This is a genomic window from Arthrobacter sp. ZGTC131, from assembly GCF_002929275.1.
GTDB lineage: Bacteria > Actinomycetota > Actinomycetes > Actinomycetales > Micrococcaceae > Arthrobacter.
Genome location: NZ_PJIK01000017.1, coordinates 81,286 through 103,294, shown reverse-complemented (window position 1 = coordinate 103,294; position 22,009 = coordinate 81,286). Strand labels below are relative to the sequence as shown.

The window sequence follows — 22,009 nt, the reverse complement described above, 5'->3', positions numbered from 1 at the left end:
TCTCTTCCGGATCACGATCAGGCAGCTGGTTAGTCAACCCGCTGAGGATATGGGAGGTATCTTCTCCTGCAGCCACGGCAGCCTCGTTTCATCTTTGAATGTTGGGCTCATGTTTTCATATTGTGAGAAAACATTCTTGCTGTTCGAGATTAGGCAGCGGAGGAGGAGCGGGTCAAGGCGGGCCGCCGGGTTGGGCTCGAATCAGGGCTTCATGGCGGCCTCGTGCCGATTGTGACCGCCAGGCGAGGCGGAGCAGCCTTGACGGTGGGGTGATCCAGGTCATAGGGTAATTCCACTCTTCAAAACCTAGTTTCCGCTAAGCGGAATTGGTACTTACGGAAACATCGACTTTCCGCCCCACCCTTCCCTTCAGAACTGGAGATCCAGATGCAGACGACCCCATCAGTCGGCGTCGAAACGGCTCCCGCCCCGACAGCGTTGTCGGGCCGGCCGGTCCATCCTGCCACGGGCGTTGACGCCCTCTGCGAGGCGGCCAGCGCCGTCTCCGGCCGCGACATCAGCCCCAGCCTCTACAACGCCGACCTCGCTCCCACCAAGCGGCACGGCCGCCGGTGGACCGGCTACAGCATCTTCACCCTGTGGGCGAACGACGTCCACAGCCTCGGCAACTACGCTTTCGCCGTCGGACTCTTTTCCCTCGGCCTCGGCGGCTGGCAGATCCTCATGGCCCTGGCCATCGGCGCAGTCCTTCTCTTCGCGCTGCTCAGCTTTTCCGGCTTCATGGGCCAGAAAACCGGCGTTCCTTTTCCCGTCATGAGCCGGATCAGCTTCGGCATCCGCGGCGCCCAGCTGGCGAGCCTGCTGCGCGGCGCGGTGGCCGTGGCATGGTTCGGCATCCAGACCTTCCTGGCCTCGGTGGTGCTCCGGGTGATGCTCGTGGCCATGGTCCCATCACTGCGCGAGCTGGACACCAACTCCATCCTCGGCCTGTCCACGCTGGGCTGGATCGCGTTCGTGGCGCTGTGGATCGTGCAGCTGGTGATCGTCAGCTTCGGCATGGAGATGATCCGCAAATACGAGGCATTCGCCGGTCCCATCATCCTGCTGACCATGGTCCTGCTGGCCGTCTGGGTCTTCATCGAGGCCCGCGGCGCCATTCAGTGGACCGGCATCCGTGGGCTTGAAGGCGGCGACATGTGGCGGACCATCTTCGCCGGCGGCGCCCTCTGGGTGTCCATCTACGGCACCTTCGTCCTCAACTTCTGCGACTTCACCCGATCCGCCGTCTCCAAGAAGTCCATTGTCCGCGGAAACTTCTGGGGCATCCCGATCAACATGCTCCTGTTCGGCGCCATCGTGGTGGTCCTGGCCGGCGGGCAGTACAAGATCAACGGCACCATCATCGAAACGCCCTCGGACATCGTCGAGAGCATTCCCAGCACGCTCTTCCTGGTGCTGGCCTGCCTCGCGATCCTCATCCTGACCATCGCCGTGAACCTGATGGCCAACTTCGTCGCCCCGGTCTACGCGCTGACCAACCTCTTCCCCAAGCATCTGGACTTCCGCAAGGCCGCCTGGGTCAGCGGCACCATCGGCCTGGTCATCCTGCCGTGGAACCTCTACAACAATCCGCTGGTGATCGTGTACTTCCTCGGCGGACTCGGGGCCCTGCTCGGCCCCCTGTTCGGCGTGGTCATGGCCGATTACTGGTTGCTCCGCCGCGGCAGGGTCAACGTCCCCGAGCTGTACAGCGAGCACCCCGGCGGTGCGTATTTCTACAAGAAGGGCGTGAATCCCAAGGCGATCATCGCGCTCCTGCCAGCCTCCGCCGTCGCCATCCTCATCGCCTTTGTGCCGGCCCTCGAAGCGGCGGCCCCGTTTGCCTGGTTCTTCGGCGCGGGGATCGGCGCCCTGACGTACTACCTGATCGCCGACCGCAAGCAGCAGTTCGAGGACGTCGACGGCGAGTCCATCGCCGTCGCCAGCACCCACTGACCCGCCACCCACGCAATCCAAGAGGACTCCATGCGCATTCTCGTCGCCAACGTCAACACCACCCGGTCCATGACGGATTCCATCGCCGAGCAGGCCCGCAGGATCGCGGCGCCCGGCACCGAGGTCGTCGGGCTCACTCCGCGGTTCGGCGCGGATTCCTGCGAGGGCAATTTTGAAAGCTACCTCGCCGCGATCGCCGTGATGGACCGCGTAGTCAGCTACCCTGAGCCGTTCGACGCCGTCATCCAGGCCGGCTACGGCGAACATGGCCGGGAAGGGCTCCAGGAGCTGCTGGACGTGCCCGTCGTCGACATCACCGAGGCCGCTGCCAGCACTGCGATGTTCCTGGGCCACAAGTACTCCGTGGTCACCACCCTTGACCGCGCGGTGCCGCTCATCGAGGACCGGCTGAAGCTGGCCGGCCTCGATGCCAGGTGCGCGTCGGTGCGGGCCAGCGGCATGGCCGTCCTGGAGTTGGAGGAGGAGCCCGAGCGCGCCGTCGAGGCCATCATCGAACAGGCGCTGCTTGCCGTCCGCGAGGACAAGGCCGAGGTGATCGTCCTGGGCTGCGGCGGCATGGCGGGCCTCGACGAACAGATCCGGCAGCGGGCTGGAGTTCCCGTGGTGGACGGCGTGGCGGCCGCGGTGACCATTGCGGAATCGCTCGTCCGGATGCGGCTCTCCACGTCCAAGGTCCGGACTTACGCCACGCCCCGGCCCAAGACCGTCATAGGCTGGCCACTGGTCGGAGCGGATGTCCCCGCCACCCAATAAGCCAGAAAACCAGCAGGAGTACCGCATGACCGCCACGCCAACGCCCGGACCCGTCGCCGTCGTAACCGGGGCCGGGTCCGGCATCGGCCGGGCGGTGGCCCGCCAAATGCTCGCCGACGGTTACCGCGTGGCCCTGGCCGGCCGGCGCGAGGCACAGCTGCTCGAAACGGCGGGCGGCCACCCGGACGCGCTGGCGGTGCCTTGCGACGTCACCGTGCCCGACGACGTCGAGCGCCTTTTCGCCGCCGTCCTCCGCAGGTGGGGGAGAGTGGATGTGCTGTTCAACAACGCCGGGGTCTTCGGCCCGGCGGCGTCGGTGGATGAGATCAGCCTCCCGGACTGGGAAGCCACCGTGGCCGTGAACCTGACCGGATCGCTGCTCTGCGCCGGTGCGGCCGTCCGCGCCATGAAGACGCAGAGCCCGCAGGGCGGCCGGATCATCAACAACGGTTCCATCTCCGCGCATTCGCCCCGGCCGCGGACCGTGGCCTACGCCGTCACGAAACACGCCATGACGGGCCTGACCAAGAGCATCGAGCTGGATGGCCGCGCCTTCGGCATTACGTGCGGCCAGATCGACATCGGCAATACCGCCACCGAGATCATGGACACCATTGGCGTGGGCTCCGGCGCCCTCCAGGCCGACGGCACGCGCAAGGTCGAGCCCATGTTCCCTGTAGAGGACGCCGCCCGCGCGGTCCTCATGATGGCCGGCATGCCCCCATCAGCCAGCGTCGGCTCGGTGGTGATCACGGCCGCCGGCATGCCCTTCATCGGCCGCGGCTAGCAGCGGCTCCCGCACCGCTTCCGCTACGTTTTCGGACATCCGCACCGGGGATCCCGTGCGCGGATGTCCGATAGCGCAGCGGATTTTTCGCGTGCCCGGAACGCGGGCCCTGATTCCGCAATATGGAAATAGTTTATCCCCTTGCGGAATAATGTGAGCGGGGTTACTTTGGAATCAGACCCCGATATTCCGGGGCTGTCCCCCGATTGAATAGGTACAGATCAATGAAGATCCCAGATTCCGCGGCGCTGAAGGCGAGTTCGGCGCCGTCGAAGAAGAAGCCCCTGTATAGGTCGCTCTTCTTCCAAATTCTGATCGCCGTCGTGGCAGGTGTTCTCATAGGGCATTTCTGGCCGCACCTTGGCGCTCAACTGAGGCCGCTCGGTGACGGCTTCATCCAGCTCATCAAAATGATCATCGCGCCGCTGATTTTCCTGGTGATCGTCACCGGGATCTCGGCCGTAGGCGACGTCAAGGCGGTCGGAAGGGTAGGAGTCAAGGCACTTCTGTACTTCACAGCGGCCACGCTTTTCGCCCTGGTCTTTGGCCTGGTTGTCGGCAACCTTGTCCAGCCCGGAGCCGGCCTGAACATCGATCCGAGCACCCTGTCGCAGGAAGCGCTCGACGCCAAGACCGGCCACGCCGCGCCCAAGGATGCCGCATCGTTCATCCTGGACATCATTCCCACCAGCGTCATCGGCGCCTTCGCGAGCAACAGCCTGCTCCAGGTCCTCTTCTTCTCGGTGTTCTTCGGGGCGGCGATCGTCGTCATCGGCCGCGAGCGCTGCATGCCGGTTGTCAGCCTCATGGAGACGGTCCTGGAACTGATCTTCAAGATCATGTCCTGGATCATGAAGGTGGCACCGGTCGGCGCGTTCGGTGCCATGGCGTTCATCATCGGCCAATACGGACTGGACACACTCGGAACCTACGCCAAGCTCATCGCCGCCTGCTACGGCGCAGCCATCGTCTTCATCGGCCTCCTGTTCCTCGTGGCCTGGGGGGTCGCACGCGTCCCGCTGTGGCAGTTCCTGAAGTACACGCGGGAGGAGTTCCTCCTGGCCCTCGGCACGGCATCCACCGAGGCCGTCATGCCACGCATCATGACCAAGCTGACGAACGCGGGCTGCTCCCGTGCCACCACGGGCCTGGTGGTTCCCACCGGTTACTCGTTCAACCTCGACGGCGCCGCGATCTACCTTTCGATTTCCCTGCTGTTCCTGGCCCAGGCATTCGGCCACAACCTGGACCTGGGGCAGCAGCTCGCGGCACTGGGAGTCCTCCTGCTGACGTCCAAGGGCATGGCCGGCGTCCCCGGTTCGTCTTTCCTGGCCCTGTCCGCCACGGCCGCAGCCCTCGGCATGTTCCCGGTTGCCGGCGTCGCCCTCCTCCTCGGGGCTGACCGCCTGATGGACTCCATGCGGGTGGTGGTGAACCTGCTGGGCAATTGCGTGGCCACGTTCGTGGTCTCCAAGTGGGAGGGCCAGTTCGACCGTGGCGTCATGGCCCGGGCCTTCAAGGGCGAGATCACCAACCACGATTCGGCGATCATGCTCGGCGTCGAGGACGACTTCGAAGACCAGGAACTTGAACGGATCAGCGGGGGCGGGCAGCCGTCACCCAAGTTCCGCGGCGGCCCGACCGCCGACCAGATCCCCGAGTTCCAGATGAGCAAGCCCTCGGCGGCCATCAACCACGAATAACCGGACCGCACACTGGGCGCACCTCCAGCGCGTGGCCCGCGAAACTCCGCCCCGGAATTCCCGGGGCGGAGTTTCGCGCATTAGGGGGCTGATGCGTTACGGGCCCTGAGGCATTTACAGGTGCGGTTGTTACAGAGGCAGTAGCGCCGACAGGTCGGCCCGGAGCCCGGAGGCAGCAACCCGTCCGGCGTCCACGGCGTCCGCCCAGCTCATCCGGCCGGTCACCATCGCAAGCCAGGTGGCGGCGTCGCACTCTATGACGTTCGGCGGCGTGCCGCGCGTGTGGCGCGGCCCTTCGACGCACTGGGTGACGCCGAACGGCGGCACCCGGACCTCGACGGAGTTGCCGGGTGCCCGGGCGGTGACTTCCTCGAGGGAGTACCGCACCGCTGTCGCGATCACGGACCGGGGGACCTCCGCAGCGGCAGAAGATGCCGACGGCGGCATGCCGCCGGCCGCCCACTGGGCCACTGCGGCGCGGCCCTGGTCAGGGTCAATCCGGCGTCGGGAAACAGCCAACGGCCTGGCACCTCCACTTCGATCTTCTTCCGTCAATACCCTACGTCACCTGCCCCGGATCCAAGCTGTTCTGGCCTGCCGGCCGGGGCCCGCGCAGCGTAGGGCGGGTAGGTTCCGAACTTTCACCCGAGTGAAAGCAGGTATCCGGCCCCGGGAAAATCGAGTACTCGGTTTCGGAAATTCGGGTGTTTTGCCTCATAGCGCCGCCCACGGGATGGCCAGCATGCTTTCTAGTGAGGCCCTTCGGAGAATCGACAGCAACATCAGCCGACTTCTTCCGCAGAGCCTCAACGAACGACCCAGCCGGCCGCCGGACCCCCGGTGGCGGCACGGACATCTGCAGGCGAAACCCCTGGCAGCCGTTCCCTCCGACATCCAAAACACCGAAGGACCGATCATGAGCGCCCTTCCTCACGAAATCACTGATGTCCTGAACCAATTCAGCTGGGCGAGCCTCAGCGACTTCTATACCGAAGTCTCGCCTTATTTCCCCTTGGCCGTAGCAGGAGCCATCGTGTGGGGACTTTGGGTTTACCGGTTTGTCCTTTCCCGGCGCGCAAGGCCGGTTTGGAACAATTTCCGCGCCACAACCTCGGTCATCGTCCCGTCATTCCACGAGGACCCGGATATTCTGATGAGCGCGCTGGAGTCCTGGCGGAGGCAGAGGCCGGATGAGATCATCATCGTCCTTGACGTCGAGGATCTCGAAGCATTCCGGCGCATCACCGCCCTGGGCGATAGCACGGTCAGGCCCGTCCTCTTCCACCATGTTGGCAAACGCTCTGCGCTGGGTGCGGGCATGAGGCTGGCCAAGTACGAGATCCTGGTGCTGACGGACTCCGACACCTGGTGGCAGCCGGGGCTGCTGGCCAACGTGCAGATGCCCTTCGCGGACCCCGCGGTGGGCGGCGTGGGGACACACCAGAACGTGTACCAGCGGAACTCAAGCGTGTGGCGCCGGGTCGCCGACTGGCTCGTGAACCTGCGGTATCTCGACTACGTGCCGGCCATGGGCCGGGCCGGGGCAGTGCCGTGCGTCTCGGGGCGGACAGCGGTGTACCGGAAGAGCGCCGTCCTTCCTGTCCTGGAACATCTCGAAAACGAGTACTTCATGGGCCGCCGCTGCATCTCAGGTGACGACGGGCGGCTGACGTGGCTGGTGCTCGCGTCCGGCTATAAGACCGTCCACCAGTCCACGGCGCGGGCAGTCTCCATGTTCCCGTCCAGCTTCCGTGCCTTCGTCAAGCAACGGGTCCGTTGGAGCCGCAATTCGTACCGCTGCTACCTGACCGCGATAGCCAATGGGTGGCTGTGGCGGGTTCCGTTCGTCACTAAGGTCACTGTCCTGCAGATCCTGCTGACGCCGGTCACCATGGGACTGACGCTGTTTTACCTCATTTTCAACAGGCTTGATCCGACTCCGCTCGGGGCAACGGCCGCGCTTTGCTGGCTGCTTCTGGGCCGCGCCGTCCGCGGCATCTCCCACCTGCGACGCCACCCAGGAGACATCCTGATCTTGCCGGTTCTGGCCTTCACCGTCATCCTGGTGGCCCTCCCCATCAAGGTCTATGCTTTCGCCACGATGAACAAACAGGGATGGCTCACCAGGCACGCCGACCAGACGGGCGGGGACGGCCAGGACGCCAAGACCCTCGATACCACGGTTCTGGACGCAACAGTCCCGGGCGGAACGGCAATCGACGCCAAGGGGCTAACGGCATGAGTGGCCGGAGGCCCCTGTGGATCATTCTCTCGGTCTTGGTTGTCGCGGCGGTGGCGGCCGGGTTGATCTACGTGGGAAACAGCCGGAACATCAGCGCCGCCGACGCCAAGGGGCGGAACGAAATTGCCGATAACGGCAACGTGCAGGGGCGGCTCTACACCGGAAACCCCGCCACGGAAGCCAGCCTCGTCGAGCGCGAGGATGAACGCCTGGTCTACGTCCGCACCATCGCGTCCGCAGCCCGCTGGCGCGTCGAAGGACTGGAAGGGCCCTACCGTTTGCGGACGGGATCGGCCTATACCCTCATCCTGCCTGCGCGGAAGGCGGCCTACACCACCAAAGACCTCCTGGCCCTCGCGCCCAAGTCGTTCCGGGCACAGCCGGGCGGCCACTACCTGCTGTCCGAGAGCGTCGTGGTGCTGGCCGGCGCAACGCTCATCCTGAACGCACCGGCGCCGGACCAGGGACTGAAGCTCCGGATGGAGAGCGGCCCCGAATCCTTTGTCTCGGTGGTGACCCTGGGCGGCTCGCTCGCGATCGGCGGCGCCGCGGCGTCCACCGCTACCGTCACCAGCTGGGATAGCACCAAGGGCGCGCCGGACACCGTAACAGCCGACGGCCGCGCCTACATCAGGGTCATCGGCGGCCACGCGTCCATTTCGCATTCCCACGTGTCCAACCTCGGCTTCTGGAGCGGTAACACCGGGGGCCTCTCGCTCACGGGCACGGACGCCGTGAGCACCTTCAGTGAGAAGCCCCCCACGCCGGCGGAGACAGCGGCAGCCTCGGCAGGAGCGCGCCTCCTCCCCGACAAAGAGCTGACCACCCTGTTCAAGCAGTCGGCGCAGGACTACAGTTTGGTCACTGCGGGAATCGAGAACCTCCGAGTGGACAAGAATGCTTTCGGCCTCTTTGTGACCAACGCCAGGGACATCGCCATACGCGACACGGTGATTACGCGGAGCCTCGTCGACGGCCTGGTGTTGCACCGCTATGTCGCGGACGCCTCCATTGCCCGGACCAGTTCCTCCGGCAACGCCGTGGACGGCTTCAGCGTGGGCAGGTCCACCACCCGCGTCACCCTTGACACCGTGGACGCCCGCGGCAACGGGCGCAACGGCATGACGTTCGACGGGCGGCCACTCGCCGACGGGCCCAATGCCGTTGGGACCGCGGTGGACGCCTATGGCAGCAACCGCGTGACGGGCAGCCGGGCCGAGCGGAACGCGCGCTACGGCGTTGAGCTCAGCGGCGGCAGCAACCTCACAGTCGCGGACAGCGTCCTGGTGAAGAACGACGTCGGCGTGGTGGTGAACAACGGCGCCACGGGCGTGACAATCGCCGGGAACGAGTTCCGCGACCAAGTGCGGCAGGCGGTCGCTGTCCGTGATGCCGAGGCACGGGCCAACGTGACCCGAAATACTATCGCCGGCGGCGACACCGGGATTTACGTGCGGGACGCCCACGCCGAGATCACGGGCAACACGCTGACCGACATCTCCAACCACGCGGTCACACTGCTCGGCGATGTGAGGGACACAGCCGTAGAGGGTAACTCGATCGCCGGCTATGGATCCACCGCCATCTGGAAGGAACAGTCAACTGCCAAGGAACTGGGCGAGAACGACCTCTTAGGATGGGCTCCGGCCTACACCGTGGAACGGGTGGTGGACTCCGTCTTCCAGCCGCTCACCTTCATCTGGCTCATGCTCGGCGCCCTGTTGCTGGTGACGGCGGCCGCTAAGGGACGGCGGTCCCGCCACGTGTTCCGCAGCCCGTACGCGGACCGCGTGCCGCTGACGTCCCTGACGAGGGGGATCATCGCCCTTGAAGACGTCAGGCCGCCGCACTGATGGCGCGCATGTGGTTTGCCCCTCGGTGGATGATCATCCTCGGCCTCGTGATGGTTGCCGGGGTGGCCGCCGCTGTTGCCGCCACGATCGCGTTGAGCCAGCAGGGCATCCCGCCCACCGGGGGGACCAGCTCTGGCACCGAAAGTACACCCGCGACGGAAAGCACACCGGCGGCCACAGGAGGGCCGGGCGCGTCGGCCAGGCCGACGGGGACGGCTCCTTTGCCGGCCCCGGCGGGCTGTCCGCGCGCATCAGTCACCGTCACCACGGCGTCTGAACTGAGGGCGGCCCTGGCCAAGCCCGAACCCGGAGCCGTCATACGGCTTGCCGACGGCGTCTACACCGGAAACTTCGTGGCAACGGGCAAGGGGACCGCCGCAAAACCCATCACGTTGTGCGGAGCGGCGGGCGCCGTGCTGGATGGCGGAGGAACCGAGGACGGCTACGTGCTCCACCTCAACCGGGCTTCACATTGGATCGTCAAGGGCTTCACGGTCCGGAACGGTCAGAAAGGCATCATGGCCGATGAAACCACAAACTCCCTGCTGCAAGGCATCTCCGTCAGCGGAACCGGCGACGAGGCAATCCATCTGCGCAGGTTCAGCTCCGACAACGAGGTGGTAGGGAACACCATCCGCGGAGCCGGCTCGAGGAAACCCAAGTTCGGGGAAGGGATCTACGTCGGCACCGCAGAGAGCAACTGGTGCGACATCAGCAATTGCGAACCAGATAGGAGCGATCGGAATCGGATAATCGGCAACACCATCTCCGGCACCACGGCGGAATGCATCGATATCAAGGAAGGCACGTCGGACGGCGTGCTGTTCAACAATACCTTTGACGGTTCTTCACTCGCCGACGCCGACTCCTGGGTTGACGTCAAAGGCAGGGGCTGGACCATCGAAGGCAATACGGGCAGGAATTCGCCCAAGGATGGATTCCAGACGCACGAAATTATTGATGGTTGGGGGACCAACAATGTCTTCCGCAACAACACCGCGGAAGTCAACGGCCCGGGACTCGGCTACTCGCTGAAACCGGTGCGCGGAAACGTCGTCGAGTGCAGCAACAGGGCCACCCAGGCCGGCCAGGGTCTCTCAAACCAACCCTGCAGCTCGGACTAGGGGAAACAGCCGGGCCAGCCCGGCCACTTCATTCGCTCCAGATTGAATCGAGAAACCAATGAACAACCTTGCTTCCTTCAGCGCGCCCAAAATCACGGTGGTCGGGACCGGATACCTCGGTGCCACCCACGCCATTGCCATGGCCGTCTTGGGCTTCGATGTCCTCGGGTTCGACGTCGACCATCACAAGATCGCGCAGCTGCGCACCGGCAAAGTCCCTTTCTTCGAACCCGGCCTGCCGGAGAAGCTCGACGAGGCGCTGGCATCGGGCCGGCTGCACTTCACGACGAACATGGATGAGGTGGCGCAGTTCGGCGACGTCCACTTCGTTTGCGTGGGGACCCCGCAGTCGGCCGATTCCACAGCCGCAAACCTGAGTTACGTCGACGCTGCCTTCTCGGAACTCGCAGCCCGCATCACGCGCAAGGCTCTCCTTGTGGGCAAATCCACGGTTCCGATCGGAACGGCCGCCCGGCTCACGAAGATGGTGCAGGCAATATCACCGCTCGGCCCGGAACTGGAGCTCGCCTGGAATCCGGAGTTCCTGCGGGAAGGCTACGCCGTTCAGGACACACTCCATCCGGACCGCCTGGTGTTTGGTGTGGCATCGGCATGGGCGGAGGCCGTTCTTCGGCGGACTTTCCTTCCGCTCCTGGACGAAGGAATTCCGCTCATCGTCGCCGATCTGGCCACGGCCGAACTCGTCAAGGTCGCGGCGAATTCGTTCCTCGCCACCAAGATCTCGTTCATCAACGCCATGGCCGAGGTCTGCGAGTGCACATCCGCGGACGTGAGCCTGCTGGCGGATGCCCTGAGCCTGGACTCCCGCATCGGCGGGCGGTTCCTCAAGCCGGGACTGGGTTTCGGCGGCGGCTGCCTGCCCAAGGACATCCGGGCGTTCAAACACCGCGCGGAGGAGCTCGGGGTGGGGCAGGCCGTCAGGTTCCTCGGCGAAGTCGACTCCATCAACAACCGCCGCCGTGTCCGGACCGTTGACCTGATCCGGGAACTGGCCGGCGGCGACCTCGCCGGCGTGCGCGTGGCCGCGCTCGGGGCGGCATTCAAGCCCAACTCCGACGACGTCCGGGACGCCCCGGCCCTGGACGTGGCCCGGCTGCTGTACATGGAGGGCGCCGTGGTCACGGTTTATGATCCGGAGGCGAACGCCAATGCCCACCGCCTCTATCCGGACCTCAACTACGTCGGTTCGCTGGCTGAAGCGGTGGAACAGGCCGACGTGGTGGCACTGCTGACCGAATGGGAAGAATTCCGCCGGGCGGATCCGGACAGCCTCGGCGCCAGGGTCAGGCACCGGCGCATCCTCGACGGGCGCCACGCCCTCGATCCGGAGCGCTACACGTCTAAGGGGTGGGAGTACCGTGCGCTGGGCAGGCCGTACCAGCGCGCCGTGCCGGTGCCCCAGAGCGTGGAGAACGTGCCGGCACCCCAGGACATGGAGAAGGCTGCCACGCGGCAGCTTCCGTTGTAGGGCGGCGCCGGCTTCAGCGCGGCGGTCGCTTCAGCGCGGCGGTCGGACAGCCGGCGGGGCAGGGTCCGCGGGGGCGGTGCAGGCGCTGGGCTTAGTCCAGCAGGGCCGAAACCGCGTGCCCCAGGCGGATCCTGCCCACCGGCCGGCCGCCGCCCAGGACCGGCTCAACCACCTTTTCCAGCACACTGGACACGCCTGGAATATCCACGGCGCCGGCGGCAGCCAGCAGGGTTAGGCCGATCAGGGAGGTGGCGCGCAGGTTTCCGTCCAGCACCTTCACCGCCACCGAGACGCCCTGCGTCGTTGCCATTACCAGGAGCCCCTCGGCGCCGATCTTGGCAATGACGTCCAGCTCCTCCATCACAATGGTGTTTGCTTCGCCCCGGCCCTGCACGGCCCACGGGTAGTCCAGCATCGAGGTGGCGATCGTGGCCGCCCGGGCGTTGGAGTTCTTGTCGCCGGGCGCCTTCGCCAGTTTGGAGTAGGCGTGGGCCAGGCCGGTCAGGGAAATGGCGGCCACGGGGGCGCCGCAGCCGTCGATGCCCAGGTGCGCGATCTGCTCGCCCGAATACTCTTCGATCACGGTGCGGATGCGCTGCTGCAGCGGATGGTTGGGCTCCAGGTAGCTGTGCGTGTCCCAGCCGTTTTCCGTGCAGGCCCAGAGGAAGGCAGCGTGCTTGCCGGAGCAGTTGAAGGCCAGCCGTGACTTTCCCTTCTCGGAGCGGGTCAGCCAGGTGCGGGCTGTTTCGTCCTGCGGCCAGGCGGCAGGGCACTGAAGCTGCTCTTCCTTGACGCCGGCGGCTTTCAGCATGCCTTCCACCACGTCCATGTGATCCAGTGAGCCGGTGTGGGAGGCGCAGGCCAGCGCCACCTGGGCGCCCCGCAGCGGAACGCCGGACTGCATGGCCGCGAGGGCCTGCAGGGGCTTCAGCGTGGAGCGGGCAAGAATCGGCGTGGTGATATCACCGAGTTGCGTGACCACCATGCCGTCCGCGGCGAGGACCACTGCTGCTCCGATGTGCCGGGATTCGACGAATCCGCTCCGTTCAACGACCGCTAGTTCGACGGCGGACTCCACAGTGAACGTGGCATGCGAATGTAGTGGCATAGCCCAAGTCTATGGTGCCGGATTCGCATTCCCGGGACCCCCACGGGGCCGGTCCGCCCTACTCCACCGTGATCATGACGGACTGCCAACCGGAGGCACCGTCCGGCACCGGGTCCGCCCTTTTCTCCGTCTGCACCTCGCCGGTGCCGTCCGTGGCACGCACCTTGATGTAGTGCGGGCCAGGCTTGGCGTCCCAGTCGAAGGACCACTGCCGCCACGTGACCACGGAGGCCTCTTCGGACAGCACGGCCGGGGCCCAGTCGGCGCCGTCGATCTGGACCTCCACTTTGGTGATGCCCCTTGTCTGGGCCCAGGCAGTTCCGCCGATCGCCACCCGCCCGGCGGGCACCACAGCGAAGGATTTGGGGACTTCCACCCGGGCCATCGTCTTGATGGGGCCGCGCTCGGACCAGCCCCGCTGAGTCCAGTAGGCCTTGCTGTCCGCAAAACGGGTCACTTCGAGGTCCACCACCCACTTGGTGGCGGAGACGAAGCCGTACAGCCCGGGCACCACCATGCGGACGGGGTAGCCGTGTTCCAACGGGAGCGGCTCGCCGTTCATGCCGATGGCAAGCATGGCGTCGCGGTCATCCTGCAGGACCTCCAGCGGAGTGGACGCGCTGAACCCGTCGATTGACGTGGAGAGCACCATGTCCGCGCCTTCCTTGGGCCGGGCACGCTTGAGGACTTCGCGGATGGGCAGCCCGAGCCATTTAGCGTTGCCGGCGAGGCTGCCGCCCACGGGGTTGGAGACACAGGTGAGGGTCACATGCGACTCGATCAGCTCGGCGTCGAGCAGGTCCTGGAACGTCAGCCGGACCTCCTGCTCCACCAGGCCGTGCACGCGCAGTTCCCACTCGTCGGCGTTGATTTCGGGAACACTGAGGGCCGTATCGATCCGGTAGAAGTCGCCGTTGGGCGTCAGCCACGGTGTGACGCCGGGCGCCGCGGACTGCACACCGGCGGGAACGGCAGCCGCTGCCTTGCCCGGCGACGGAAGCCTGAGCGACCCCCGGGCCTGCGCCACGTTGCTGCGGGCAGCGCTCAGCAAACGGCCCCCGGTCGCGGCGACCCCCGCGGCCGCGGCGGTCAGGCCGGTTGCGGCGAAGAAGGCACGCCGGGTCGTTGCCGGCCGGGCGGGCGCCTTTGCCCCGACGTCAGCCGGAGCATCGGGAAAGGACTGCAGCCGCCACACCCTGGAGACCAGGAGCCGCAGCACGATGAGCCCGGCCACGGTTCCGAGGAGCGTGGGCACGGCATCCACCGGCTTGACGCTCGCACGGGTCACCACGCTGGCCACGATGATGGCGCCCATCAGCAGCACTCCGGCCACGCCCAGTGCCCACTTCCGGTAGGCCACCACGCCCAGCACGCAGGCCAGCAGGAAAATGGTCAGGCCCATGCCCACGAACAGTGCGGCCTTGTCATTGGTGCCGAACGTGGCGATCGCAAAGTCCTTCAGCCACGGCGGGGTGAAGTCGATGAACGTTGAGCCCAGCGCGATCAGCGGGGTGGCCCGCGCCGTAAAGAACGCGCCGATCAGTTCCGCAACGGAAAGTACGACGGCGGCAGCCGCCACGCCGGCCAGCGCCGCCAACGGGGCCGGGCCCTTGAGCCACTTCGTGAGCTTCTTCATGACCGGGGTTCGTAGCGGCGGGTCCGGGGGATTGTTCCCGGCGGCGGAAACGGTGGGCGGGCCGCCAGCCGGGCCGCCGGCAGTGCAGCGGGCAGGGGCCGGGGTCCGCCGTCCGGGGTCCGACACAGCTTAGGAGCCAGCGCTGTCCACAAAGTACGCTTGGAGACTGTGAAGGTACTCGTCATTGGCCCCGGCGGCCGCGAACACGCCATTGTCCGCTCCCTCCTTGCAGACCCCAACGTTTCCGAAGTCCACGCGGCTCCGGGCAACGCCGGCATCAGCAAGCTTGTCCCCACGCACGCCATTGACGCGAACGACCCCGATGCGGTGGCGGCGCTCGCCACCCGGCTTGACGTCGATCTGGTGGTCGTAGGCCCGGAGGCGCCCCTCGCCGCGGGGGTCTCCGACGCCGTCCGCGCAGCGGGCATTCCCGTGTTCGGCCCCAGCAAGGCGGCCGCCCAGCTCGAGGCCTCCAAGGCCTTTGCCAAGCAGATCATGGCCGAAGCCGGCGTGCCCACCGCCATGGCGCTCGTGGCGGGCAACGCCGAGGAAGCCGCAGCGGCCCTGGACACCTTCGGCGCACCCTACGTCGTCAAGGATGACGGCCTGGCCGCGGGCAAGGGCGTAGTGGTCACGAACAACCGCGACGATGCCCTCGCGCACGCACAGAGCTGCTTCGACGCCGGCGGGACCGTGGTGATCGAGGAATTCCTGGACGGACCCGAGGTTTCCGTGTTCGTCCTCTGCGACGGCCGCAACACGGTCGCACTGTCCCCGGCCCAGGACTTCAAGCGCATCTACGACGACGACGAAGGCCCCAACACCGGCGGCATGGGCGCCTACACGCCGCTGGAGTGGGCCCCGGAGGGCCTCGTCCAGGAAGTCATCGACCGCGTGGCCCAGCCCACCGTGAACGAGATGGCCCACCGCGGCACCCCCTTCGTGGGCGTCCTGTTCGTCGGCCTCGCACTGACGTCCCGCGGCACCCGCGTCATCGAATTCAACGTCCGGTTCGGCGATCCCGAAACCCAGGCCGTCCTGGCCCGGCTCAAGACGCCCCTTGGTTCCCTGCTCCTGGCAGCCGCCAAGGGCGAACTGGACAAGGCGGAAGAGCTGCGCTGGTCCAAGGAAACGGCAGTCGCCGTCGTCGTTGCCTCCGAAAACTACCCCGACACCCCGCGGACCGGCGACCGCATCCGCGGCCTCAAGAAAGTGGACGAGCTGGACGGCGTCCACGTGATCCACGCCGGGACCAGGCTCGATGACGAAGGCAAGGTGGTTTCCGCCGGCGGCCGCGTGCTCGCCGTGGTGGCGCTGGGCTCGGACCTCGTCGAGGCCCGGGAAAAGGCGTACGACGGCGTGGAGCTGGTTCAGCTGGAAGGCGCCCAGTTCCGTTCAGACATCGGCGGCAAGGCCGCCCGCGGTGAAATCAAGGTGGCCTCAGGTGCCGCCGCCGCGTCGGCTGCCAAGGCCGGCTCCACTCCTAAAGAAAAGGGATGACAGTGGCTGAACGTGAGAGCAACAGCAGCGAGCCGAGGCGGGGACTGGACACCGTGCCCCCGGCACTCCCGGGCTGGAACCACGTCTACTCGGGCAAGGTCCGCGATCTGTACGAACCAGTCGACGAGTCCGTCAGCGAGCAGTTCGGGCAGGACTGCGTGCTGGTGGTGGCGAGCGACCGCATCAGCGCCTACGACCATGTGCTCAGCAGCGAAATTCCGGACAAGGGCCGCATCCTGACCCAGTTGAGCCTCTGGTGGTTCGACCAGCTGGACGTCGGGCACCACGTCCTTGCCTCCACGGTGGAAGACGGGGTGCCCGCCGCCGTTGAGGGCCGGGCCATGATCTGCAAGAAGCTTGAGATGTTCCCGGTCGAATGCATTGCCCGCGGCTACCTCACCGGGTCCGGCCTCGTGGAATACCGGCAGTCCGGCACAGTGTGCAGCATCCCCCTGCCGGCGGGGCTGGTGGACGGCTCCCGCCTGGAGAAGGCCATCTTCACGCCGTCGGCCAAGGCCGAGGTGGGCGAGCACGACGAAAACATCACCTACGACGCCGTCGCGTCCATGGTGGGCGATGACATCGCGGGGCGCCTGAGTGAACTGACCCTGGAGATCTACACCAAGGCCGAGCGGACGGCCCGCGACCGCGGCATCATCCTCGCGGACACCAAGGTGGAGTTCGGCTACGACGTGGTGACCGGCGCCATCACGCTGGGCGATGAGGTCCTGACACCCGACTCCTCGCGATTCTGGGACGCCGCAACCTACGAGCCCGGGAAGGCCCAGCCCTCCTACGACAAGCAGTATGTCCGTGACTGGCTGACCTCGGCCGAGTCCGGCTGGGACAAGGCCTCGGACACGCCTCCTCCGGCCCTGCCCGCGGACGTCGTGGAGCGCACCCGTGCCCGCTACGTCGAGGCGTTCGAGAAGCTGACCGGCCGGACCTTCAGCTAGCTGACGCTCACCCAGTTCACGAAGCTCACGAAAAGAGGCGCCCGCCGGGATCTGTTCCGGGGGCGCCTCTTCCGTTCTTCTAGCTTGCTTCGGCCGCGGCGGCCCGGCGCTGCGCGAGCCGGATCTCCAGCATGGCGTCGAGGGCCTGCTGCACGCGGTCCTGCGCACCGGCGGCGCTGAACTCCTTCTGCGCCTCTTCGAGGAGGACCAGCGCCTCCTCGGATTCGCCCGCTGCCTTGAGCGACTTGCCCAGGAGCAGCGACACTTCGCCGGCCGTGTGCTTGGCCAGGGCGGCGCGCTCGGCATGGATCTCCCGCAGCTTCTGCACTGCCGCCACGATGTCGCCGGTGAGATAGAGCCAGCGGGCGCGGATGAAGGCCACCTCGAGCTGGTCCGTCTTGTTGCCGCCCACGATGGACAGCGCGAGTTCGGCGCGTTCGATGGCTGACAGGGTTTCGGGTTCGACGATCCCCGAGGAAAGCCGGACCGCGGCCGACGCCTTGTTGAAGCGGGCCCAGAGGTCGATGTCGTTCGCGGGGGAGAGCAGCTTGGCCGCGCGCTCGTGGTGCTTGATGCCTTCCGGGTAGTCGTGCCGCATGAACGCGACGTTCCCGATCACCCAGGCCACCTCGCCGGCCAGCTGGGACATGGAGTGCTCGTCCATCTGCTCGTTCATGTCCTGGCAGTACTTCCAGGCCTCATCCAGCCGGCCGCTTTCCGCCAGGGCGCCGATCAGCGCCCGGAGCGCGCCGATGATCAGCGTGGAACCCTTGGGCAGCTGCGCGCACTGTTCCACGGCCTTCTGGGCATGCTCGACGGCGGCGCTCAACTGGCCCTGCCCGTGGCACAGTGCAGCGAGCATCTGGCGGGCACGGACCCCCAGCCCAGCGGACTCCGTGGCCATGGGGTGCTCCAGCAGGTGCTCCATGACTCTCTGGCATTCCTTCAGCTGGCCCTGCTTCATAAGGCACTCGGCCTGCATGTAGGTCATGTTCCACCAGGCGCTGGTGTTTTTGCCTTCCAAGGCAATGCGCGCGGCCGTGGCGGCATGTTCGGCGGCGAGGGCATAGTCACGCAGGTCCCAGGCCTGCCGGGCGTACAGCCCCGCCAGCACGTATTCGGCGTCGCTGACGGAGATGGGCTGGCTCCAGGCTTCAAGTGCCTTCGGCGCGAGCTCAAGCCTGCGGGCGAGCTCCTCGATGACGTCTGCTGTGGGTTCCCTGCGGCCGGTTTCCAGCAAGGAAATATAGCTGGGGGAATAGAGGTCCTTGCCCAGTTCCGCCTGGGTGAGGCCGCGCTCGAGCCGCTCTGCTCGGAGCTTCTCCCCGAATCCATTACCCACGGGATCCTCCTTATTCCGGACACGTCTTGTACACAATGCTTGACACGCCCTGTGGAAAACATTTTACAATGTATGTCAACAAGGAAAGTGCTGACTTTGTAACGAATCCGACTCGTATTGAGGACCACACATGTTGAAGAAGATTGCAGCCGCTGCCGTACTCGCCGGGGCCCTCGCATTCTCCGCCACGGCCCCTGCCGTTCTGTCCGCTGGCCCCGCCGCTGAGCACGCGGGGACCACTGTTGCCATTGGCAACTGGCCGGACCCCATGAGCGCGAACTACATGAACATCGGCAACTGGCCTGACCCTATGTAGCAGGCTTTCCTCAGGAACAGGGCCCCGGGACATGCGCGAACCATGTCCCGGGGCCCTTTCCTTTTCCCCACGTTGTTACCGCCCGGATCTGAGGCCGGGATCAAGAACGGACCAGAGAAGGGGCATCACATGAACCGACACGAAGCCAGCGGGCTGCAGCGGGCGTACCTGCTGTGGACCATAGCGGGGACGTCGCTGATCGTCGCCGCAGTGGCCGGGGCATCGGTCATCGAGGTGCTTAGCGGAACGGCCGACGCCGGGACTCTCGTCTGGGGGATCATCGGCATCGCGGCGCTGCTCGAGTCCCTGGTACTTTTCGTTCTCGGCCTGCGGATTCGCCACCGGTACCTGAACCAGGTCCAGGGGTACGAGAGCCGCGGCGACTATCTGGCGGACGACGGCTCCAACCGAATCCAGATGCCACTGCTCGGGGACGGGCAGGCACGGCAGAACATCACCCACCAGGGCCCCTGAGCCTGCCCGCAGCAAAGAGCAAAAGAGGGCCTCCCCGTGGGGAGACCCTCTTTTGTTTGGTCGGGATGACAGGATTTGAACCTGCGACCTCTTCGTCCCGAACGAAGCGCGCTACCAAGCTGCGCTACATCCCGATCCGCTGCAAAAGCAACTTTACAAGGATAGCCGATGCAGGCTCCACATGCGAAATCGAGGCCATGGCCCCTGGTCCATCGGCCAGGATTTCCCTTTGCCCATCGCCTTCCCCGGCGGTAGCGTACGCGTATGGCGACTCAGGGGCAGCAGGGCAGGGCAGCCGGCTGGCCGCCGTCGAAAGCAGGAGGGATCCTCTTCGGGCTGGGGCTGGGCGGTTTTGTTGACGGAATCGTCCTGCACCAGATCCTGCAGTGGCACCACATGGTGAGCGCCACTGGCGAGCACCCAACCAACACGGTAGCCGGCCTGGAAATGAACACGCTCGTGGATGGGTTCTTCCACCTGGTGATGTGGCTGCTGGTTCTCGCGGCCTATATCGCAACCATTCGTGCTTGGCGGCAAGGGCGGCTTGCGCCGAACTGGAGCTTCCACTTCGGCCTTGTTCTCGCAGGATGGGGAATCTTCAACGTCGTGGAAGGCCTCATCAACCACCAGATACTCCAGATTCACCACGTCCGGGACGATCTGGGAGGCCCGTTGTCCTGGGATCTAGGGTTCCTGGTCGTCAGCGTGTTGCTCATAGTTGCCGGGTGGCTGCTGCATAGGCGTGGGCTGACTTCACTCGAATGAGGGGGCGGAACTCGGTAAGGACTCGATCCGGGCGCGGGCCTCGACGGATTCTGGGTGCTCTCAGGCCAAAGCACAACGCCTAAAAGTCCTTGACCTCTGCCGCTGACTGGTGGAAGCCTAAGACCCTCTAACGGCCCAGCGTCTGAGGGGTAATGATGAAGGCAATGGTGTATCGCGGACCGTACAAAGTCCGAGTGGAAGAAAAAGACATTCCAAAGCTCGAACACCCCAACGATGCGATTGTGCGTGTTTCCCTGGCCGCAATCTGCGGTTCGGACCTGCATCTCTATCACGGGATGATGCCCGATACCCGCATCGGGATGACGTTCGGGCACGAGTTCGTGGGCGTGGTCCATGAGGTGGGAAGCTCGGTGCAGAACCTGAAGCCCGGAGACCGGGTAATGGTCCCGTTCAACATCTTTTGCGGCTCGTGCTATTTCTGCTCGCGGGGGCTGTATTCCAACTGCCACAACGTGAACCCGAACGCGACAGCCGTGGGCGGGATCTACGGCTACTCCCACACCTGCGGCGGTTACGACGGCGGGCAGTCGGAGTACGTTCGCGTCCCCTTCGCGGACGTGGGGCCTTCCCTCATTCCGGACTGGATGGAGGAAGAGGACGCGGTACTGCTCACGGACGCCGTCGCCACGGGATACTTCGGTGCCCAGCTCGGCGACATCAGCGAAGGCGACACAGTGGTGGTCTTCGGCGCGGGCCCGGTAGGGCTGTTCGCCGCCAAGTCGTCCTGGCTGATGGGCGCCGGGCGGGTGATCGTCATAGACCATCTCGAGTACCGCCTCGAAAAGGCCCGGACCTTTGCCCACGCTGAGACGTACAACTTCGTGGAATACGACGACATCGTCGTGCACATGAAGAAAATCACGGATTACCTCGGCGCGGATGTGGCGATCGACGCCGTAGGGGCAGAAGCGGACGGCAACCTCACGCAGCACGTCACGTCCTCCCTGCTGAAGCTGCAGGGCGGGTCGCCGGTGGCGCTGAATTGGGCCATCGACTCTGTCCGCAAGGGTGGAACCGTGTCCGTGATGGGGGCCTACGGTCCGATGTTCAGTGCCGTCAAGTTCGGCGACGCCGTGAACAAGGGCCTGACGCTACGGATGAACCAGTGCCCGGTCAAGCGCCAATGGCCGCGGCTCTTCGAGCACGTCCGAAACGGCTACCTCAAACCCAGCGACATCGTCACGCACCGAATCCCGCTGGAACACATCGCCGAGGGGTATCACATGTTCTCAGCCAAGCTCGATGACATCATCAAGCCGCTCATCGTCCCGAGCGCTAGCTGAAAGGAGCCGCCGCCATGCCCTACACAGCAGACAAACCGAAGCCCAAGGAAACCAGCGAGCAGCTGCGCGCGCGCATCCCGGGATGGGGCGCAGACCTGGACCCGAAGGACCGGCCCTCCGTGCCGCGGGAACGCACCGACCTCGTCACCGGCGCCCACTGGGAGTTCCCCGAGCGGCAGGAAGAGGAGTGGCCACGGGAACGGTCCGTCGAGCACAAGTTCCTGACCCCCGTCTTCGGTACGTCCACTCCGCCCGCGGGCCTCTCCGGAATGATGCGGAAGTTCGCCTACCGGTACAGCGAGGGGAGGGCGGCTCACTGGCTGATCCTGCTCGCCGCGGACCGCGTGAATGCGTGGGAAGGTCACCTCGGGTCTTTCATCTCGCTGCATCCGGACAATCCTGTCACCGAAACCGGGATACTCAGTGAGTTCTCCGGGCATGGCGTCCGTTCGAGATTCGGCAGGAAACGCGCCGATCTCGCCCACCAGTGGATTGACCCAGCCATAGTCGCGGGACCCTGGATCCTCACTGGCGCGGGCGTGTACGCCATCGCTAGGGCCCTAGGCCGGCGCAGGTCCTAGGAGGCGCCTTCCCGTAGCCCAACGACCAGCCGCCCGTCCTGCCTGCAAGGGGCCTGAAACCACCTCGCAGCCCGGGCCGTTCATCAAAACCGCGCCTGG

19 protein-coding genes and 1 tRNA gene are annotated in these 22,009 nt (G+C 65.8%); 15 read left to right on the top strand and 5 right to left on the bottom strand.

Translation table 11 applies throughout. The features are described from left to right. The first annotated feature begins 387 nt into the window (after positions 1 to 387). The 4 genes from CXQ90_RS18460 to CXQ90_RS18445 all read left to right on the top strand — a co-directional run bounded on the left by CXQ90_RS18460 (position 388) and on the right by CXQ90_RS18445 (position 5,220). Positions 388 to 1,956 (top strand): NCS1 family nucleobase:cation symporter-1, encoded by a 1,569-nt coding sequence (locus CXQ90_RS18460; RefSeq protein WP_104140804.1) that lies wholly within the window; start codon positions 388 to 390, stop codon positions 1,954 to 1,956. A 30-nt stretch (positions 1,957 to 1,986) separates the two neighbouring features. After that, complete coding sequence (locus CXQ90_RS18455; protein WP_104140803.1) at positions 1,987 to 2,730, top strand: aspartate/glutamate racemase family protein; 744 nt, start codon at positions 1,987 to 1,989, stop codon at positions 2,728 to 2,730. A gap of 25 nt (positions 2,731 to 2,755) precedes the next feature. Then, on the top strand, positions 2,756 to 3,517 hold the full coding sequence (locus CXQ90_RS18450; RefSeq protein ID WP_104140802.1) for an SDR family oxidoreductase: 762 nt from the start codon (positions 2,756 to 2,758) through the stop codon (positions 3,515 to 3,517). A gap of 224 nt (positions 3,518 to 3,741) precedes the next feature. Next, the gene (locus CXQ90_RS18445) at positions 3,742 to 5,220 is read left to right on the top strand and encodes a cation:dicarboxylase symporter family transporter (RefSeq protein WP_104140801.1); all 1,479 of its coding nucleotides are present in this window, start codon (positions 3,742 to 3,744) and stop codon (positions 5,218 to 5,220) included. Between the two features lie 129 nt (positions 5,221 to 5,349). Here the strand turns inward: CXQ90_RS18445 and CXQ90_RS18440 are convergent, their stop codons facing one another. After that, the gene (locus CXQ90_RS18440) at positions 5,350 to 5,739 is read right to left on the bottom strand and encodes a sterol carrier family protein (protein WP_104140800.1); all 390 of its coding nucleotides are present in this window, start codon (positions 5,737 to 5,739) and stop codon (positions 5,350 to 5,352) included. A 397-nt stretch (positions 5,740 to 6,136) separates the two neighbouring features. Here CXQ90_RS18440 and CXQ90_RS18435 point away from each other — a divergent pair, with 397 nt between their 5' ends. From CXQ90_RS18435 to CXQ90_RS18420, 4 genes are read left to right on the top strand one after another with little or no spacing between them, the layout of a single operon-like run. Then, positions 6,137 to 7,462 (top strand): glycosyltransferase, encoded by a 1,326-nt coding sequence (locus CXQ90_RS18435; RefSeq protein ID WP_104140817.1) that lies wholly within the window; start codon positions 6,137 to 6,139, stop codon positions 7,460 to 7,462. After that, positions 7,459 to 9,315, top strand: a complete 1,857-nt coding sequence (locus CXQ90_RS18430) for a right-handed parallel beta-helix repeat-containing protein (RefSeq protein ID WP_181038620.1) — start codon at positions 7,459 to 7,461, stop codon at positions 9,313 to 9,315. Before CXQ90_RS18435 ends, CXQ90_RS18430 begins: the two co-directional genes overlap by 4 nt. A gap of 8 nt (positions 9,316 to 9,323) precedes the next feature. Then, positions 9,324 to 10,439: a nitrous oxide reductase family maturation protein NosD gene (locus CXQ90_RS18425; protein ID WP_258064594.1), complete on the top strand. Its 1,116-nt coding sequence runs from the start codon at positions 9,324 to 9,326 to the stop codon at positions 10,437 to 10,439. Positions 10,440 to 10,497: 58 nt separating this feature from the next. After that, positions 10,498 to 11,928, top strand: coding sequence for a UDP-glucose/GDP-mannose dehydrogenase family protein (locus CXQ90_RS18420; protein ID WP_104140798.1), 1,431 nt, complete (start codon positions 10,498 to 10,500; stop codon positions 11,926 to 11,928). A gap of 91 nt (positions 11,929 to 12,019) precedes the next feature. On the opposite strand, the gene CXQ90_RS18415 is transcribed toward CXQ90_RS18420, so the two are convergent. Both CXQ90_RS18415 and CXQ90_RS18410 read right to left on the bottom strand, forming a co-directional pair. Further along, the gene (locus tag CXQ90_RS18415; RefSeq protein ID WP_104140797.1) at positions 12,020 to 13,036 is read right to left on the bottom strand and encodes an asparaginase; all 1,017 of its coding nucleotides are present in this window, start codon (positions 13,034 to 13,036) and stop codon (positions 12,020 to 12,022) included. A 58-nt stretch (positions 13,037 to 13,094) separates the two neighbouring features. Beyond that, complete coding sequence (locus tag CXQ90_RS18410; protein ID WP_104140796.1) at positions 13,095 to 14,672, bottom strand: molybdopterin-dependent oxidoreductase; 1,578 nt, start codon at positions 14,670 to 14,672, stop codon at positions 13,095 to 13,097. Between the two features lie 168 nt (positions 14,673 to 14,840). Here CXQ90_RS18410 and purD point away from each other — a divergent pair, with 168 nt between their 5' ends. Next, positions 14,841 to 16,172: a phosphoribosylamine--glycine ligase gene (purD, locus tag CXQ90_RS18405; protein ID WP_104140795.1), complete on the top strand. Its 1,332-nt coding sequence runs from the start codon at positions 14,841 to 14,843 to the stop codon at positions 16,170 to 16,172. 44 nt (positions 16,173 to 16,216) lie between these two features. Next, a complete protein-coding gene (locus CXQ90_RS18400) occupies positions 16,217 to 17,128 on the top strand; it encodes a phosphoribosylaminoimidazolesuccinocarboxamide synthase (RefSeq protein WP_104140815.1) in 912 nt (303 codons plus the stop codon). 79 nt (positions 17,129 to 17,207) lie between these two features. On the opposite strand, the gene CXQ90_RS18395 is transcribed toward CXQ90_RS18400, so the two are convergent. Continuing rightward, positions 17,208 to 18,470: a helix-turn-helix transcriptional regulator gene (locus tag CXQ90_RS18395; protein WP_104140794.1), complete on the bottom strand. Its 1,263-nt coding sequence runs from the start codon at positions 18,468 to 18,470 to the stop codon at positions 17,208 to 17,210. 130 nt (positions 18,471 to 18,600) lie between these two features. On the opposite strand from CXQ90_RS18395, the gene CXQ90_RS18390 reads away from it, so the two are divergent. Next, complete coding sequence (locus CXQ90_RS18390; protein WP_104140793.1) at positions 18,601 to 18,786, top strand: hypothetical protein; 186 nt, start codon at positions 18,601 to 18,603, stop codon at positions 18,784 to 18,786. Positions 18,787 to 18,915: 129 nt separating this feature from the next. Beyond that, positions 18,916 to 19,260, top strand: a complete 345-nt coding sequence (locus CXQ90_RS18385; protein WP_104140792.1) for a hypothetical protein — start codon at positions 18,916 to 18,918, stop codon at positions 19,258 to 19,260. 57 nt (positions 19,261 to 19,317) lie between these two features. Here the strand turns inward: CXQ90_RS18385 and CXQ90_RS18380 are convergent. Next, a tRNA-Pro gene (locus CXQ90_RS18380) sits at positions 19,318 to 19,394 on the bottom strand. A 130-nt stretch (positions 19,395 to 19,524) separates the two neighbouring features. Between CXQ90_RS18380 and CXQ90_RS18375 the strand changes: the two genes are divergently transcribed. From CXQ90_RS18375 to CXQ90_RS18365, 3 genes are all read left to right on the top strand, one after another. Beyond that, complete coding sequence (locus tag CXQ90_RS18375) at positions 19,525 to 20,025, top strand: DUF2243 domain-containing protein (protein WP_104140791.1); 501 nt, start codon at positions 19,525 to 19,527, stop codon at positions 20,023 to 20,025. Between the two features lie 155 nt (positions 20,026 to 20,180). Beyond that, a complete protein-coding gene (locus tag CXQ90_RS18370; protein WP_104140814.1) occupies positions 20,181 to 21,329 on the top strand; it encodes a zinc-dependent alcohol dehydrogenase in 1,149 nt (382 codons plus the stop codon). Positions 21,330 to 21,343: 14 nt separating this feature from the next. After that, complete coding sequence (locus CXQ90_RS18365) at positions 21,344 to 21,910, top strand: hypothetical protein (RefSeq protein ID WP_104140790.1); 567 nt, start codon at positions 21,344 to 21,346, stop codon at positions 21,908 to 21,910. Positions 21,911 to 22,009 lie beyond the last annotated feature (99 nt).

Coding starts and splice junctions, on each gene's coding strand:
- CXQ90_RS18430 (WP_181038620.1), top strand. CDS start 7,459: ATGAGTGGCCGGAGGCCCCTGTGGATCATTCTCTCGGTCTTGGTTGTC.
- CXQ90_RS18390 (WP_104140793.1), top strand. CDS start 18,601: ATGTTGAAGAAGATTGCAGCCGCTGCCGTACTCGCCGGGGCCCTCGCA.
- CXQ90_RS18365 (WP_104140790.1), top strand. CDS start 21,344: ATGCCCTACACAGCAGACAAACCGAAGCCCAAGGAAACCAGCGAGCAG.
- CXQ90_RS18425 (WP_258064594.1), top strand. CDS start 9,324: ATGTGGTTTGCCCCTCGGTGGATGATCATCCTCGGCCTCGTGATGGTT.
- CXQ90_RS18460 (WP_104140804.1), top strand. CDS start 388: ATGCAGACGACCCCATCAGTCGGCGTCGAAACGGCTCCCGCCCCGACA.
- CXQ90_RS18370 (WP_104140814.1), top strand. CDS start 20,181: ATGAAGGCAATGGTGTATCGCGGACCGTACAAAGTCCGAGTGGAAGAA.
- CXQ90_RS18375 (WP_104140791.1), top strand. CDS start 19,525: ATGGCGACTCAGGGGCAGCAGGGCAGGGCAGCCGGCTGGCCGCCGTCG.
- CXQ90_RS18415 (WP_104140797.1), bottom strand. CDS start 13,036: ATGCCACTACATTCGCATGCCACGTTCACTGTGGAGTCCGCCGTCGAA.
- CXQ90_RS18450 (WP_104140802.1), top strand. CDS start 2,756: ATGACCGCCACGCCAACGCCCGGACCCGTCGCCGTCGTAACCGGGGCC.
- CXQ90_RS18445 (WP_104140801.1), top strand. CDS start 3,742: ATGAAGATCCCAGATTCCGCGGCGCTGAAGGCGAGTTCGGCGCCGTCG.
- CXQ90_RS18410 (WP_104140796.1), bottom strand. CDS start 14,672: ATGAAGAAGCTCACGAAGTGGCTCAAGGGCCCGGCCCCGTTGGCGGCG.
- CXQ90_RS18385 (WP_104140792.1), top strand. CDS start 18,916: ATGAACCGACACGAAGCCAGCGGGCTGCAGCGGGCGTACCTGCTGTGG.
- CXQ90_RS18455 (WP_104140803.1), top strand. CDS start 1,987: ATGCGCATTCTCGTCGCCAACGTCAACACCACCCGGTCCATGACGGAT.
- CXQ90_RS18435 (WP_104140817.1), top strand. CDS start 6,137: ATGAGCGCCCTTCCTCACGAAATCACTGATGTCCTGAACCAATTCAGC.
- CXQ90_RS18420 (WP_104140798.1), top strand. CDS start 10,498: ATGAACAACCTTGCTTCCTTCAGCGCGCCCAAAATCACGGTGGTCGGG.